General features: G+C 60.6%; 9 protein-coding genes. 3 read left to right on the top strand and 6 right to left on the bottom strand.

What is annotated here, in order from left to right; all coding sequences use genetic code 11:
* The first annotated feature begins 76 nt into the window (after window positions 1-76).
* The gene (locus tag ACEN9A_RS22135; protein ID WP_258670643.1) at window positions 77-6466 is read left to right on the top strand and encodes a retention module-containing protein; all 6390 of its coding nucleotides are present in this window, start codon (window positions 77-79) and stop codon (window positions 6464-6466) included.
* 250 nt (window positions 6467-6716) lie between these two features.
* Here ACEN9A_RS22135 and ACEN9A_RS22130 read toward each other — a convergent pair whose 3' ends face one another.
* From ACEN9A_RS22130 to ACEN9A_RS22105, 6 genes are all read right to left on the bottom strand, one after another.
* Window positions 6717-7085 (bottom strand): DUF6124 family protein, encoded by a 369-nt coding sequence (locus ACEN9A_RS22130; RefSeq protein ID WP_258670640.1) that lies wholly within the window; start codon window positions 7083-7085, stop codon window positions 6717-6719.
* A 406-nt stretch (window positions 7086-7491) separates the two neighbouring features.
* Window positions 7492-9396 carry a hypothetical protein gene (locus ACEN9A_RS22125; protein WP_258670639.1) on the bottom strand — a complete coding sequence of 635 codons (1905 nt, stop codon included), beginning with the start codon at window positions 9394-9396 and terminating at the stop codon, window positions 7492-7494.
* 130 nt (window positions 9397-9526) lie between these two features.
* Window positions 9527-11467, bottom strand: a complete 1941-nt coding sequence (gene lapD, locus ACEN9A_RS22120; protein WP_258670637.1) for a cyclic di-GMP receptor LapD — start codon at window positions 11465-11467, stop codon at window positions 9527-9529.
* Between the two features lie 23 nt (window positions 11468-11490).
* A complete protein-coding gene (lapG, locus tag ACEN9A_RS22115) occupies window positions 11491-12198 on the bottom strand; it encodes a cysteine protease LapG (RefSeq protein WP_019648059.1) in 708 nt (235 codons plus the stop codon).
* Window positions 12199-12440: 242 nt separating this feature from the next.
* Complete coding sequence (locus ACEN9A_RS22110; RefSeq protein WP_019648060.1) at window positions 12441-12836, bottom strand: YbaN family protein; 396 nt, start codon at window positions 12834-12836, stop codon at window positions 12441-12443.
* A gap of 10 nt (window positions 12837-12846) precedes the next feature.
* Window positions 12847-13434, bottom strand: a complete 588-nt coding sequence (locus ACEN9A_RS22105) for a UPF0149 family protein (RefSeq protein ID WP_007938492.1) — start codon at window positions 13432-13434, stop codon at window positions 12847-12849.
* A 284-nt stretch (window positions 13435-13718) separates the two neighbouring features.
* Between ACEN9A_RS22105 and recQ the strand changes: the two genes are divergently transcribed.
* The gene (gene recQ / locus ACEN9A_RS22100) at window positions 13719-15845 is read left to right on the top strand and encodes a DNA helicase RecQ (protein ID WP_019648061.1); all 2127 of its coding nucleotides are present in this window, start codon (window positions 13719-13721) and stop codon (window positions 15843-15845) included.
* A 119-nt stretch (window positions 15846-15964) separates the two neighbouring features.
* A complete protein-coding gene (locus ACEN9A_RS22095) occupies window positions 15965-16399 on the top strand; it encodes a MarR family transcriptional regulator (RefSeq protein WP_018929920.1) in 435 nt (144 codons plus the stop codon).
* Window positions 16400-16499 lie beyond the last annotated feature (100 nt).

Here is a 16499-nt window from a genome sequence, read left to right as displayed (position 1 = left end):
CCCGGCAACCCGGTTGAGCCATGGGCGAGCTTCGCAGACCAGTGCCGGCGCGGTGATCGGCAGCGGAGGAATGCACATGGCAACGCTCATCGGTATCGTCAGTAAGGTCATCGGTCAGGTGTACGCAGTGGCGGGTGACGGCACTCGACGGGCGCTGATCGAGGGCGATCGGCTGTTTGCCGGCGAGCAGCTGGTCACCGGGGCCGAAGGCGCGGTAGCGGTCCATTTGCATAACGGTCAGGAGCTGACGCTGGGGCGTGACAGCAGCCTGCAAATGACTGCCCAGCTACTGGCGCACCAGGTGCCGCATGTGGAAACCACCGATGCGGTGACGCCGAGCCAGGCGCAACTGACCGATGTCGAGCAACTGCAAAAAGCCATTGCCGCCGGTGCCGATCCGACCCAGACCGCTGAGGCCACCGCCGCCGGACCGGGCGCAACGGGCGCGCCCGGTGGTGCGCTGGGTGGTGGCCACAGTTTTGTGCTGCTGGAGGAAGTGGGCGGGCGGGTCGATCCCACGATTGGTTTCCCCACCGCCGGCTTCAACGGTATTCCTGAATTTCCCCTGGAGCGCCGGGACGCTGCGCCGGACAACGGCGATAAAGGCGTCGTTACGCCGTTTGCCGCGGACGCGCCGAATAACCCGGTCACCCTCACCGGCCTGTCGGTGGCGGGCGGCGAACTGACCCTCAATGAAGCCAACCTGGCGGACGGTTCGGCCAGCAACCCGGGAGCACTGACTCAGCACAGCACGTTCACGGTGTCTGCGCCCGACGGGCTGAGCAGCCTGAGCATCGGCGGGATCAGTGTGATCAGTGGCGGGGTGCCCATCGGTTTTCCTCAGTCGATCACCACTCAACTGGGCAACACCCTGACGATCACCGGCTACAACCCGGCCACCGGCGTGGTCAGTTACAGCTACACCCTGGTCGGCAACGAAACCCATTCCGCCGGCGATGGCGCCAACAATCTCACCGAACATTTCACCGTGGTCGCGAGCGACAGCAACGGCGATACCGCCACCGGTTCGCTGGACGTCAATATCACCGACGATGTGCCCAAGGCCATCGACGACACCAATACCCATACCGCCTCGGAAACCCTGCTGACCCTGACCGGCAGCGTGCTGCCCAACGACATCCAGGGCGCCGACCGCATTGCCACCGGCCCCGACAGCGGGCCGATCATCGGCGGCACCTTCACCGGGACGTTCGGCACCCTGGTGTTGAACGCCAACGGCACATACACCTACACCCTGAACACCAGCGACGCCGATTTCAAAGCCTTGCACGGCGGTGGCAACGGCACCGAAAATTTCGTCTACACCCTTACCGATTCCGATGGCGATACCAGCACCGCGACGCTGGTGCTGAACATCCATAACAACGACGACCTGGTGACGCTCGATGGCCTGAACGTCAACGGCGGCGAATTGACCGTCTACGAAAAAAACCTTAGCGACGGCAGCAGCCCCAACACACCGGCGCTGACCCAGAGCGGCACCTTCACCGTCACCGCGCTCGACGGTTTGCAAACACTGACGGTGGGCGGCATCGCGGTGGTCACCGGTGGCGTGGCCGCAGGCGTCCCGCAGTCGATCGTCACTCCGCTTGGCAGCACGCTGACCGTCACCGGTTACGACAGCGCGACCGGCGTGGTCAGCTACAGCTACACCCTGGTGGATCACGAAACCCACCCGAACGCCGACGGCACCAACAGCATCACCGAGAACCTCAACGTCGTCGCCACTGACGTCGACGGCAGCACGGCGTTGGGCCAGATCAACGTCAACATCGTCGATGACTTGCCCACCGCCAACCCGGATCACGCCTCAGTGGCCGAAGGCGCGACGGTCTCGGGCAACGTGCTGGGCAACGATATCGGCGGCGCCGACGGGCCGGCACTCGGTGGCGCGGTGGTCGGCGTGCGCGCCGGCAGCGACACCTCGACTTCAGCCATCGGTGGCTTGAACAGTCAAATCAACGGCACCTATGGCTACCTGACCCTGGATGCCAACGGCGATGCGGTCTATCACAGCAATCCAAATGCTGTGAACGGCCCTGGTGCTACCGACGTGTTCACTTACACCGTGCGCGATGCCGACGGCGATGAAAGCACCACCACCATTACCATCGATGTGGCCAACTGCACCCTCGTAGCTGCCACTGACACCGACGTGACGGTTAATGAAAAAGCGCTGGACCTGACCAAGGACGGGCAGGACCTGGCGGCGGGCACGGTCGTCGGCAGCGAGCCTGGCAACACCGGCGAAACCGCCTCGGGCACGCTGGTGGGCTCAGTCACCGGCACCAGCGACACCATCACGTACAGCCTGGTCGGCAGCGCCAACGGAACCTACGGGCAAATCCTGCTCAACCCGGACGGCAGCTACACCTACACCCTGACCTCGCCCCCCACGACCACCCCTCACGCCAACGACGGTGCGAACACCCTGAGCGAAAGCTTCACCTATCAGGCCACCGATTCTCTGGGCAACAGCGTCACCGGCAGCATCGTGATCAACATCGTCGATGACGTGCCAACCGCTCATGCCGATGTCGTCTCAGTGGCGGAAGGCGGCACGGTCAGCGGCAATGTGTTGGGCAATGATGTGCTCGGTGCTGACGGCCCGGCCTTGGGTGGCGCGGTGGTTGGCGTGCGCGCCGGCGGCGATACCTCGACTTCGGCTATCGGTGGTTTGAATACGCACATCAACGGCACCTACGGCTATCTCACTCTGGATGCCAACGGCAACGCCGTGTACCACAGCAATCCGAACTCGGTCGGTGAACCGGGCGCCACGGACGTGTTCACCTACACCGTGCGCGATGGCGACGGCGATGAAAGCACCACGACCATCACCATCGACATCTCCAACTGTTCCCTCGTGGTGGCCCCCGATAACGACGTGACCGTTTACGAAAAGGCGTTGGATCTGACCAAGGACGGCCAGGACCTCGCGGCGGGCACTGTCATCGGCAGCGAGCCTGACAACACCGGTGAAACTGCTTCGGGCACGTTGGTCGGTTCAATCAATGGCGGCACTGGTGCAATTACTTACGCCCTGGTCGGCAGCGCCACCGGCACCTATGGGCAAATCCTGCTCAACCCGGACGGTTCCTACACTTACACCCTGATTTCTGCGCCCACGACCACGCCGCACGCCAACGACGGACCGAACACCCTGAGCGAAAGTTTCACCTATCAGGCCACCGATTCTCTGGGCAACAGCGTCACCAGTACCATCGTGATCAACATCGTCGATGACGTGCCGACGGCCCATTGCGATTCGGTTTCGGTGGTGGAGGGCGGCACGGTCAGCGGCAATGTGCTGGACAACGATGTGCTCGGCGCTGATGGCCCGGCCTTGGGTGGGGCAGTGGTCGGCGTGCGTGCTGGCAGCGACACCTCGACTTCGGCCATCGGTGGCTTGAACACGCAAATCACCGGCACCTACGGCTACCTGACCCTGGATGCCAGCGGCAACGCCGTGTACCACAGCAACCCGAATTCGGTCGGCGAAGCGGGCGCCACGGACACCTTCACCTACACCGTACGTGATGCCGACGGCGATGAAAGCACCGCCACGATCACCGTTGACGTGTCCAACAACTGCCTCGTAGCGACTACCGATGCCGATGTGACTGTCTACGAAAAGGCGTTGGATCTGACCCAGGGTGGGCAGGACCTGGCGGCGGGCAGCGTCACCGGCAGCGAGCCCGGCAACACCGGTGAAACCGGCTCCGGTACGTTGGCAGGCTCGGTCTCTGGCGCCACTGGCGCGATCACCTACACCCTGGTCGGCAGCGCCACCGGCACCTACGGGCAGATCCTGCTCAATCCCGACGGTTCCTACACTTACACCTTGACCTCGGCGCCGATAACTTCGCCCAACGCCAACGATGGCGCGAACACCTTGAACGAAAGCTTCACCTACAAGGCCACCGATGCCATCGGCAACAGCACCACCGGCACCCTTGTGGTCAACATCGTCGATGACGTGCCTCACGCCGTCGCCTCGGAGCGGTCGGTGCCGGCGGTGCAGATCGACTCCAACCTGATGCTGGTGATCGACGTATCCGGCAGCATGGACGACCCCTCCGGCGTATCGGGCCTGTCGCGGCTGGAGCTGGCCAAGCAGGCGATCAGCGCGCTGCTCGACAAGTACGACAATCTGGGTGACGTGAAGGTACAGATCGTCACCTTCAGCAGCAGCGCCACGGACCAGACTTCGGTGTGGGTCGATGTGGCGACGGCCAAGTCGATCATCGCTACGCTGACGGCAGGTGGCGGCACCAACTACGACGCGGCCGTGGCAACCATGGAGAGCGCGTTCGATACCTCGGGCAAACTCACCGGGGCGCAGAACGTCGGCTACTTCTTCTCCGATGGCAAACCCAACGAAGGCGACATCGGCACTGCGGACGAGATCGCGCTCAAAGCTTTCCTCGACGCCAATGGCATCAAGAACTACGCCATCGGCCTGGGCAGCGGCGTCAATAACGCCAGCCTCGATCCGGTGGCCTATGACGGCAGCACGCACACCGACACCAACGCTGTGGTGGTGACTGACCTCAACCAACTCAACTCGGTCCTCTCGGGCACCGTGCAAGGCGCGCCGGTCACCGGGTCGCTGCTGGGCGAGGGCGGTACGTTCGGCGCCGATGGCGGATTCATCAAGACTCTAACGGTCGACGGCACCACCTATACCTACGACCCGAAAGCCAACAGCAATCAGGGTTCGCTGAACTTCAGCGGCGGCGCCAACCACGGCACCTTCAACACCGCCGACAACACCCTGAGCATCGCCACCAACAACAGCGGCACGTTGCTGGTGAACCTCGACACTGGCGAGTACACCTACACCTCGCAGAAAACCACGGCCGTGCAGATCACCGAAAACATCGGCTTCACCGCCAGCGACAACGACGGCGACCTCACCAGCTCGACCCTGACAATCAACGTGATTCCGAATTCGCCACCGGTGGCGGTCGATGATCACATCATCACCAACGTGCTGTCGGGCAGTATCGTGGTGCCGGGCGAGCTGCTATTGGCCAACGACACCGACCCCAACGGTGATGCGCTCACGGCATCGCCGACTACCTTCAACACGGGTTGGACGGCCAGGGGGGCGGACTTTACCGGCACCAACTCGAGCTTCAGTTTCACCGGCAATAACCTCCAGGCCGTGACCATCGCCCGCAGTGCATTCGTCGCCAACGCTGCCGCCATGACCGCCATGCTGGTGGTCAGCGGGGCATTGGGGTCGGTCAGCACCAACAATACCAACGATGAGGACCGCATCACCGTCAACCTCAAGCAGGGCGAAACCCTCAACCTGGACCACAACCTGGCGGCCGGCCACATCACCATGGAGTACTCGGTCAATGGCGGCGCTTACATGGCTCTCGCCGATGGCCAGACCATCACCGCCGCAGCGGACGGCACGTACCAGATCCACATCACCAACATCGACGACGGGGGACCTGGCAACAGCGGGAAGGGGGCGGAAAACTATCAACTGACCATGACCGTCAACTACGCCGGAGCCCAGGACTCTACGCCAGACTTCCACGGCACCTACACCGCCAGCGACAACCACGGCGGCAGCGACAGCGCGGCAGTCGACATCACCTATCAGGCTGGCCATACACTGACCGGCACCTCGGGCGATGACGTGTTGATCGCGGGCACCGGCAACAACATTATCAATGCGGGTGACGGCAACGATGTGCTCACCGCAGGCTCAGGCAATAACGAGATGCATGGCGGCGCCGGTAACGATCTGCTGTTCAGCGGGCCGGGCAACGATTGGCTCGACGGCGGCACCGGTAACGACACCGTGAGCTACGCCCATGCCACCGCCGGCGTCACTGTCGACCTCAGCCTGCTCACCGCGCAAAACACCGTTGGCGCAGGCACCGATACCCTGACCGGCATCGAAAACCTCGCGGGCTCGAACTTCAACGACAGCCTCACGGGCGACAACAACGGCAACATCATCAACGGCGGTCTGGGTAACGATGTGCTCAACGGCGGGGGCGGCGACGACTTCCTGATCGGCGGCCTGGGCGACAACACCCTCACCGGCGGCAGCGGCGCCGACACCTTCCAGTGGCTTAAAGGCAACAGCGGCCACGACGTCATCACCGACTTCACCCCGGGCACCGACAAACTCGACCTGTCGCAACTGCTGCAAGGCGAGAACGGCACCGCGGCATCGCTGGATGACTACCTGCACTTCAAAGTCACCGGCAGCGGCGCGACCCTGGTCACCAGCATCGACATCAGCGCCATGGCCGGCGCCACGCCGAGCCAGACCATCGACCTGGCGGGGGTGAATTTGGCCAGCCATTACGGCGTCACCCCCGGAGCGAATGGTGTGATTGCCGGCGGTCACGATACCGCGACCATTATCAACGGCATGTTGAACGACCATTCGTTGAAGGTGGATACCGTGTGATCTGAAACGACAAAACCCGCCATCCCGGTGAAAGGGGATGGCGGGTTTTTTGTTGTTTGGGGGGATCTGCCTACGCTGCATCCCGGCACACCTCCTGTGGCGAGGGAGCTTGCTCCCGCTGGGCTGCGAAGCGGCCCCAAAATCCGCAATCACGGTTTGTCTGGCAAACCGCATGCACAGGGTTTACGACTGCTGCGCAGCCGAGCGGGAGCAAGCTCCCTCGCCACAGGGATCAGCGTCTGACCTCAGGTCACAGGGCCGGGTCAGCCTTCAGCTCAAGACTATCCAGCGCCCGATTCACCGCCAGCTCACCAAACATGATGAGCTGAGCGACGCCCAATATCGTATTGCGCTGCGTCCCCTCCAGAAAACCGGCACAGTCACTGGCGATCACCTTGGCCGAGGCAAAGGACTCGCAGGCATTGGCCAGTAGCTCTTCGATGTTGATGTCCGGGGCAACGGTGTAAATCGTGCTCGGTTTGCGTGGGGGCTTGGGGGCGGACGGTTTGAGGTAGTAATCGAGGGCGCGCTCGGCGGCTTCGTTGAGTTTTTTGGAGTCCGGGGTTTCGTAAGGGGAAACGTCGTCGGTTTCGGGTGGGTTGGGTGTGATTTTGAACATGGTGAAACTCCTACAGGAAATGGAGCCACCAAGACCTGTCGCTAAACAGGTAAGGGTGGCGGCTGCACGCAGGTTAGCGAACCGGGTGTAGGCGCCCGGCAGACCCGAAGGTCTCCCGCGCACAGCCGCCATGACATCAATCGCAGACATGAACAATCTGCAAGAGAGTTTGGAGCGCTGTTGCGCCTACAAAGGTTCGGGTCGCTAAACCCGATCGCTGATTCGTCAGCGACCGGGAAACAATAGAACCCGACCCGAAAGCGCACAAGCCGGCGGATTCTGGCGCAGTCGTAGGCAGCGGCGCAAGGATGTGTAGCCTGAGTGAGTGTCTGGAGATGTCTTTTAAACATCGGCGTTTATTTCTCACTCAGGTAGCGTCGAGAGAGGAGTGATAAATATACCCCCTTTATTTCGTACGACCCATGGTGAAATAGTCAAAGGTAATCAAGTCATATACGCTCGTAATGATGTCAATAAACCAAATGGAGTTGGTTGAAGTGGAGAAGAAAACAGGCAGTGGGCCAGGGTTATTGACGAGATGTTGATCGGATAGACTTCTCCCGCTTTTATCCAGGAAACGAACCAATATCCCGTTGGTTTGAACAAATCTGTAGTAGAAGCCGACAGAAGAGTAACCCCAACGGAATTCGAGGCGCATATGTTGCCCGTGACCCAATATGTTCGTATGCATCTCCAAGACTTGTGCCGCGCTTTGGTTATGTATTGGGGGGTAAGGGCCGGTGAGTATTGTATTGATAGAGTTTATACCTAGAAGACCCTCTCCTCCGAGATGGTGTATCTTCATGCTGGGGATTGATATGGAACCACCCGATGATATAAAGCGAGAGTGTTCACTATCAAGGTTTTCTGACAGGATGGGAGGTTTGTTTTGAATGATATAGATTAAGGAGGCTGGGAATTTGAGTGTCCAGGGTGTAGTTTCTTTGAAGTGAACTTCTGTCTTGATATCTAGATTTGAACTGTCCTTGAGCAATAACAACTTTGCACGTGATAGTGTCCTGCTGAAACCATTTTGCTCCTCTGCAGGTGTTAGGGAACCTCTTTTGACAATTGAAATCACAAACGCATTTCCATTGGTATCAGTGCCTGTGATATTTATGTCAATGCTATAAACTCCACCCCGCAATGGCCAGTTCTTGTGAGAGACGGTGGCATCACCTTTGAATTCATTGGTGTCCACAATCCGTGCACTATCAGCCTGATCAATTACACCGACCTTTAATCGAGCATCCCCATTGGCGATTTTATTAATCGTGAGCACCAGCGGCAACGACTTGCCTACTGGCTGACCATTGCGTATCAACTGCCAGGACAAATTAACTTCGCGCCCCATCCAGCTCAATAGTAGCGCAGGGTTTAGTTTGAAGTTGGCTCTTTTGTTTTGATTGAACGGTCGCGCAGGAAACGGTTTGTCGTCGACGCCCGGATTCTCAATAATCAGAAGTGCTTGATCATTCAACTCCGCTGTCTGATGTTCAATTTGAACAGTGACTCCATCCGTGTAAGCCAATACATCAATTGGAGTCCTCGCCGGGGTCAACAAAATCGGTGTTTGCAACTTGATACGGTCGAGGTGGATGTCCAGTCGTTTCTCCGGGGATTTGACCCGATTGCCCAACTGATCGATGACATGGAACTCGGCCACCGCATTCAGGTTGTCGCCCGCCTTGCGGAACGTGTCGGTGAACAGGGTGTGGGTGATCGGCGCCGTGCTGTCGGGGACGTCGAACCTGACCTGGGTGTCGCCCAGCCGAAACTCGATGCGGTCATACTTGCGCCGGTTGGCATAGGTGAACCCGAACGCCACCCCTTGCGCCGCCCGTTCGGCGCTGACGCCGCCCTTGAGCACGTCGGCCGGGATCACCAGATTCAGGCTGTCCGCAGGCCGCAGGTGGTACAGCACTAGCAGATCCCGAGAGGGTTCACTGTTCCCGCTGACTCGGGTGACCACGTAATGCAACGTATTGACGCCCTGGTTCAGGTAACCATGTGGCAGGTACAGACGTAGACGCAGTTGTTCCTCCCCCGGTTTGACGGTCTGGCCTGCTCCTGGGACGAAATTGCCGTTGCAATACAAATCCACGCGATCATCGGCCGCCATGGTCCAGGAGCCCAGCAGTTCGATCAAGGGCTCGACCAGGCATTCAAGGCCCCGGACCTGGCCGTCATAAAGGGCATTGGGGATACCGCCGTGGGCGATGCCGTCCGGTTTCACCGGGGTGACCCAGCCCGGGATGATCACGGGAAACAGCACGAACAATTTGTTCAACTCGGCGGACTGGATATCCATCATGTTCTCCTGGAAGGTGACAAGCCCTGAGTCCTCTCGGGACGCGGGCTTATCACACACCAGGTAGGGAAGACTGGCTACTGTCAGATCTGACAGGTAGTGCATGGTTTAAGATGAACGGTCGAATCCCTCACATAGGCTCCGGCGGCCCAATCAACCGCCCCATCACCCCAAACAACCCCAACTCCCGAATTACCTCCAATTCCGCCTGCGTCTCCACCATCTCCGCAATCAACGGCAAATCAATGCTGTTGGTCGCGCGAAAAATCGCCTCGATGAACAACCGCTTATCACTCTGCTCATCGATACCCCGAATGTAGGCAGCATCGATTTTCAAGTAAGCCAACCCCAGTTGAGTCAGGTTGCCGATCTGGCTGAAGCTGCCGCCGAAATGCTGTAGACCGATGCGGTAACCGGTTTTGAGCAGGCTGTGGCTCAGGCGTTGCAGTTCTTCGGGGGGCGGCAGTTGGCGTTCGTCGATTTCCAGGGTCAGCAGAGGCGCCAGTTCCGGCAATGATTCGAGTATGTCGCAGATCAGTTTCAGCTGGGTCTGATCGCGCAGGGTGCTGCCGGACAGGCTCAGCGCGAGCGGCCAGCGGTTGGCGGCGAGGTATTCGAGGGTGGTTTCGAGCATCGCCAGGTCGAACCGCGCCGACCAGCCGAGGCGTTCGATCCACGGCAGGAAATGCCCGGCGGCAATCGCCTCGCCTTGCGGGTCGAGCAAGCGTGCGAGGACTTTGTGGTGCAGCACCTGGCTGGTGTCGGCGCACTGTACCACCGGTTGGAAATACAACTGCATCTTGCCTTCGGTCAGCGCGTCGTCGATCCAGTTGCGCCAATCATGCTGCGAGTGATTCGGCGCAGAATCGACCTGGGCCTGGTATATCCATGGCCGCTCGGGATGTTGCCGGGCCTGGGTCAGCGCCTGATCGAGGCGCAGCAGCACATCATTTGCCGGTTCGCCCGGGTGGTAGGCGACGATACCCAGATGTGCCACGGGCATGCAGTCGCTGGCGCCGGTCAGGCGCAGGTTTTCCAGGGTGGCGCTGATTTCGGAGGCCAGGCGCGCGGCATCCTTACTGTCCAGGCCCGGCGTCAGCAAGCTGAATTCGCCACCGCGATTACGCGCCGCGAGCCAGGTGCGACGTTCCGCGGGTTGCGTCAGGCGCTTGAGCAATTCGCCGACGGCGCTGATCAGGGCATCGGTGCGCTGGCCACCCAGGCGTTGATTGAGACCGATCAGGTCGTTGATCCGCAGCATCAGCAAATGACCGTCGCGGCTTTGCTCGGAATCCAGTAATTGGTCGGCCAGTTGTTCATCCAGCAAGCGCCGGTTGGCCAGGCCCGTGAGGTTGTCCTGATAGGATTCGGAGCGTAGTTTTTCGCTGCGCGCGGCCTCTTCGGCGAACAGCGCTTTGAGTTTTTCGACCATCTGGTTCATGGCCAGCACCACGCGTTTGAGCTCCGGCGTGCGCGGCAGTTTCGGCAAACTGCGGAACTCGCGTTTGCTGATGGCTTCCGCCTGTTTGACCATGTTGTCGAGCGGCCGCAGCTGCCGGCGCAACAGCCAGCCACCAAACACGGCGCTGAGCAGTCCGCAAATCAGCAGCCAGATCAGGCTGCCAAGGGTGCTGTCCCAGAGTTTGGCCAGGGCGAACTGCGGGTTGCTCAGCACTTCGACCCGGGCTGCCTGGTCCCAGCCACGCGTGATCAGCGCGTCGCCACCCTGTGGGTGCAGGTTCACCAGGCTGACGAACCAGTCCGGAACACCCTCGATTTGCGTCGGCACGCTGCGTTCCACCAACACCCGTTCATCCACAATACTGACGACCCGGATGTTGCTGAAATAGCCACTGTCGAAAATCGAGCTGACCATCAATTCGATCATCGCCGGGTCGTCGATCTGCGCGGTCAACGACAGGCCCAGCGCCGTGGCGGCGTCCTGGGCGTGGGAGCGCAATTGGCTGAGCATCTGTTCACGGGAGCTTTCCAGGCTGACAAAAAAACTGCCGCTGAAGGCCACCAGCAAGAACAGGCAAATGGCGAGGAACAACTGTTTGCGCAGTGACATGAAAACACTCCTTGCATTGGCGGCTAGCCTTCGCCCACGGCGAACCCTTCGATTTGCATCTTTTTCAATACGTCTTGCCAGCGCGACAGTTTTTTCGAGTCGCTGCTGCGTTTACCGCCATTGGCTCCCGGCAAGTACAGGCCTTCGGCGTTGAAGGCGTACACCGGCAGCAAGTCTTTGCGTTGGGAGGCGGGGCGGATCTCGTCGATCAGGTTGTCCAGCACCAGCGGATCGGCCGTGGGGCTGCTGTAGAAGGTCAACACCATGTGCGCCTGGTTCTGGGTCAGGGCCTTGACGTAGGTGATGCGCAGTTTTTCGCTGGGAATCCCGAGATGACGCAGGCTGAAATATTTCGCCAGGGCGTAGTCTTCGCAGTCGCCTGCGGCTTTGATCAAGGATTCCACGGGCGTGGCCCAGTAATCGGTCTGATGCCAGATGCGCGTGTCATCCTGAAAACTCAGTTGCTGATTGAAGAAGTGATTGACCGCGTTCAGCTGTTCGCGCTCAGGCTGGTTGCGTTCGCTTTGCAGCATTTGGCTCCAGGCCTTGATCCGCCCCTGTGCCTCGCCAAGGGGGCCGTAGCGTTTTTCGGCCGTTTGCAGGACCTGCGCAAAATCCCAGTCGGCCCAGACACTGCCCAACCCGGCCAGCAGAAAACTCGCCAGCAGCAGCCATCCGCCGAACCGAAGTCGGAGCGTTGACCATCCTGGACTACGCGGACTGCGGGGCATGTCTGGCTGCTCGGGTGCAGATGCCTGAAGTCTAGGTGGTGTTTACGGCGAGGGAGGGCAGGTCGTCGGACGAAAGGACGTCGACGGGTTGTTTTCCGTGGCGAGGGGGCTTGCCCCCGTTGGGTTGCGAAGCAGCCCCAAAACCTGCAACCCACCTTCTCCTGACACACCGCATTGATCGGATTGGCGACTGCTTCGCAGCCGAACGCAGCCTCGCTGGGGCTCGACAGCTGCTACGGGGATCAGGGTTGATGCAGGGTTTTCTGTTTGAGGATGTAGATCGTCACCAGCACCGCACTGGTCAGCATGAACCCGCGCGCCCACGGCAGGGGCACCAGGTAGCAGGAGAACAGGATGCTCGCCCACATCAACCCGATGGTGTAGACCTTGCCCTTGAGCGGAATGCCGTTGCCGTCCAGATAGTCGCGAATCCAGGGGCCAAGCCGTGGATGTTCAACCAGCCAGTGATAGAAACGCGGCGAACTGCGGGCGAAGCAGGCTGCCGCCAACAGCAGGAACGGTGTGGTGGGCAGCACCGGCAGGAAAATCCCGATCACCCCCAGCACTACGTTCAGCCAGCCGATGGCCAGCAGCACGTAGCGCAACATCAGGGGGCGGTTGCCTATGGGGTTGTCCATAGGCAAAACCTTAGTGGTGACGTGGCTTGAGGATCGCCGGTTTTTCGTCTGGCGCGTTGCACAGCAAGTACAGCGCGGTCAGGGCTTCCGGGATTTGCACGATCATGTCGTCCATCAGGTTGGCGTCGGCCGCGATGTCGGAGAACTCAGGCTGTTCGTCGAACAGACCCGAACCGACCATGATCGGCAGCAGCATTTCACTGACTTCGTCTTCGGCAGTTTCGAACCAGGCGGCCTCGCGCAGGAACACGCCTTCCATGAAACCGATGCACCAGCCACGCAGGTCGGAATCGTCCGGGTCATCGCCCAGGTCGAGGTCGCACGGCAGCTCGAACTCTTCGTCGGACGCCAGTTGGCGGGCGATGTGAGCCTTGAGCAGCACCAGGGTGGATTCGATCGCTTCACGCTCGGTGTCGTCGGCGTAATGCGGTTCTTCGGCGAACAGCGCATCGATCCATTCGCGGTCGGGAACGCTTTCGGAACAGATCGACAGCGCGGTGAGGTAGCCGTGGGCGGCCACGTAGTCCAGCGCCTCGTCATGCAGCTCGTCGGCGTCGAGGAAGACTTGCAGGCGGGTTAGTTGCTCAGCGAAGGACATTAAAGGGCTACCTTGGGGAATATACGATGCGGGAATTCTAGGCCTTCTTGAGCGCTCAGGCCAGCCGCGCGGCATATTTGCTCCCGCGGTTGGCTTGTGTGCGTCTTATCAGCGGCGCCCTTTGCAGGGGAGGGCTCGGGTATACTCGCGCGTTTTGTGATGCCCTGCTGGCGTCACGGCTGAAATATGCAGCGTCACGCAATGCGCACTTACGATTTGTCTGTGCAGCTTTCGTGGTTCTGAACCAGCCTTGCAGGGATGTTTCGGTGATTTTTGGAGTTTTTATGCTCGAACAGGCTCAACGCGTCCTCAAGGACATCTTCGGCTACGACAGTTTCCGTGGCCGTCAGGGTGCAATCATTGAGCGCGTGGCCAGTGGCGGCGACGCCCTGGTGCTGATGCCTACCGGGGGCGGCAAGTCCTTGTGCTTCCAGGTGCCGGCGCTGCTGCGCGAAGGCCTGGCGGTGGTGGTGTCGCCGCTGATCGCGCTGATGGACGATCAGGTCGCCACCCTCGAAGAGCTGGGCGTCGCCGCAGCGTCGTTGAACTCCACCCTCAGCGCCGAGCAGCAGCGTGATCTTGCTGCACGGATCAAGCGCGGCGAGGTGAAAATGCTCTACCTGGCGCCCGAGCGCCTGGTGCAGCCACGGATGCTGGCCTTCCTGCAAAGTCTCGAAATCGCCTTGTTCGCCATCGACGAAGCGCACTGCGTGTCCCAATGGGGGCACGATTTCCGCCGCGAATACCTGCAACTGGGCCAGTTGGCGGAATTGTTCCCCAGCGTCCCGCGCATCGCCCTGACCGCCACCGCCGACAAGCGCACCCGGGAAGAAATCGTCGATCGCCTGCATTTACAGGATGCCGAGCGTTTCCTGTCGAGTTTCGACCGCCCGAATATTTTCTATCGCATCGTGCCCAAGGAGCAGCCGCGCAAGCAGTTGCTGGCGTTCCTCGCCGAGCGGCGCAGCGATGCCGGCATCGTTTACTGCTTGTCGCGCAAAAAGGTCGACGAAGTGGCGGTGTTCCTCAGTGAGCAAGGCTTCCCGGCGCTGCCGTACCACGCCGGTCTGGCCAACGAAACCCGGGCGCATCACCAAAAACGCTTCCTCAACGAGGAAGGCCTGATCATGGTCGCCACCGTGGCGTTCGGCATGGGCATCGACAAGCCCAACGTGCGTTTTGTGGCTCACCTCGACTTGCCGAAGTCCCTTGAGGCGTATTACCAGGAAACCGGTCGCGGCGGTCGTGACGGTCTGCCGGCGGATGCCTGGATGGCGTACGGCCTGCAAGACGTGGTGATGCTCAAGCAGATGCTGCAAAACTCCGAAGGCGACGAACGCCACAAGCGTCTGGAGCAGCACAAGCTCGACGCCATGCTCTCGCTCTGCGAAGAAACCCGTTGCCGCCGCCAGACCCTGCTCGCGTACTTCGACGAAGACATGCCCGAGCCCTGCGGCCACTGCGACAACTGCGTCGACGGCGTGCAGACCTGGGACGCTACCGAGCCGGCCCGCCAGGCGCTGTCGGCGATCTACCGCACCGGCCAGCGCTATGGCGTCGGCCATCTGGTGGACGTGTTGCTGGGCAAGGACAACGAAAAGGTCCGCAGTTTCGGCCATCAGCATTTGTCGGTATACGGCGTAGGCAAAGCGCTGGGCGAAAGTGAATGGCGCTCCTTGTTCCGACAACTTGTTGCTCGCGGTCTGGCGGACATCGACCTCGAAGGCTACGGCGGGCTGCGCCTGAGCGATACCTGCCGGCCGCTGCTCAAGGGCGAAGTGACCCTGGAACTGCGCCGCGACCTCAAGCCGCAAACCACCGCCAAAAGCAGCAAGAGCCAGGCGAGCCAACTGGTCCGTTTCGAGGAGCGCGAACAGTGGGAAGCGCTGCGTGCCTTGCGCCGCAAACTGGCCGAAGAACATGGCGTGCCGCCGTATGTCATCTTCCCCGATTCGACGCTGCTGGAAATGCTCCGCAGTCAGCCGACCTCGCTGGCGGAAATGGCCACGGTCAGCGGTGTCGGCGCGCGCAAACTGGAACGTTACGGCGAGGCTTTCCTCGAAGTGCTCGGCGGTCAGGTCGAGGCGCCGAAAGTGGTGGCCGATGTGCGCCACGAGCTGATCACGCTGGCCCGGGCCGGCATGACACCGCTGCAGATCGCCGGTCAGCTGCAATGCTCGGAAAAGAACGTCTACACGATGCTCGCCGAGGCCATCGGCAAGCAGCAGCTGTCACTGGAACAGGCGCTGGACCTGCCCGAAGAGTTGATGGGCGAAGTTCAGGACGCCTTCCTCGACGGCGAAGGCGAGTTGCCGCCGGTGGCGGAGATCGCCGCGTTGTTCGCAGGGCGGGTGCCGGAAGGCGTTTTGTATTGCGTACGTGCCGCGCTGCAGTCGGAATTCGAAATTTGAATGGCCTGTCGCGCAGATGTAACGATTCAGTACAGAGCAAACCTTGCCTATAGCCAAAGGTCATGCTTAGCTGACTAATAATTAGTTTTTCTCTATTTCAGTCTAATCATGAGTGTTTTATGCCGTTAACCGATCAACACCGCTTTGGCATGCAACTGGCCCAGATGTCTCGCGGCTGGCGTGCCGAACTGGACCGCCGACTGGCTGGCCTGGGCCTGTCCCAGGCGCGCTGGCTGGTGCTGCTGCACCTGGCGCGTTTCGATGATGCTCCCACCCAGCGTGAACTGGCGCAAAGCGTCGGCGTCGAAGGGCCTACCCTGGCTCGGCTGCTCGATAGCCTGGAAAGTCAGGGCCTGGTGCAACGCCAATCGGTGCTGGAAGACCGTCGGGCGAAAAAAATCGTCCTCTGTGCCCCGGCCCGCCCCTTGATCGAACAAATTGAAACCATTGCCACGCAACTGCGCCACGAATTGTTCGAAGGCGTTGATGAGGCGGATTTGAAGGTCTGCATGCGTGTCCACGCGCACATCCTGGGCAACCTGGAAAAATCTTGAGGCACAACCACGCGTCGGACTTTTGAGATACCCCGTTGGGCAGACTATAAAGAACTACTAGGCAATATCGTGTTCGTACCGGATGTGCGAATGCATACAG

This window comes from Pseudomonas sp. Pseusp18 (assembly GCF_059506005.1).
This window is presented reverse-complemented; position numbering and strand designations above follow the sequence as displayed.

Coding starts and splice junctions, on each gene's coding strand:
- ACEN9A_RS22135 (WP_258670643.1), top strand. CDS start 77: ATGGCAACGCTCATCGGTATCGTCAGTAAGGTCATCGGTCAGGTGTAC.
- ACEN9A_RS22130 (WP_258670640.1), bottom strand. CDS start 7,085: ATGTTCAAAATCACACCCAACCCACCCGAAACCGACGACGTTTCCCCT.
- ACEN9A_RS22125 (WP_258670639.1), bottom strand. CDS start 9,396: ATGGATATCCAGTCCGCCGAGTTGAACAAATTGTTCGTGCTGTTTCCC.
- lapD (WP_258670637.1), bottom strand. CDS start 11,467: ATGTCACTGCGCAAACAGTTGTTCCTCGCCATTTGCCTGTTCTTGCTG.
- lapG (WP_019648059.1), bottom strand. CDS start 12,198: ATGCCCCGCAGTCCGCGTAGTCCAGGATGGTCAACGCTCCGACTTCGG.
- ACEN9A_RS22110 (WP_019648060.1), bottom strand. CDS start 12,836: ATGGACAACCCCATAGGCAACCGCCCCCTGATGTTGCGCTACGTGCTG.
- ACEN9A_RS22105 (WP_007938492.1), bottom strand. CDS start 13,434: ATGTCCTTCGCTGAGCAACTAACCCGCCTGCAAGTCTTCCTCGACGCC.
- recQ (WP_019648061.1), top strand. CDS start 13,719: ATGCTCGAACAGGCTCAACGCGTCCTCAAGGACATCTTCGGCTACGAC.
- ACEN9A_RS22095 (WP_018929920.1), top strand. CDS start 15,965: ATGCCGTTAACCGATCAACACCGCTTTGGCATGCAACTGGCCCAGATG.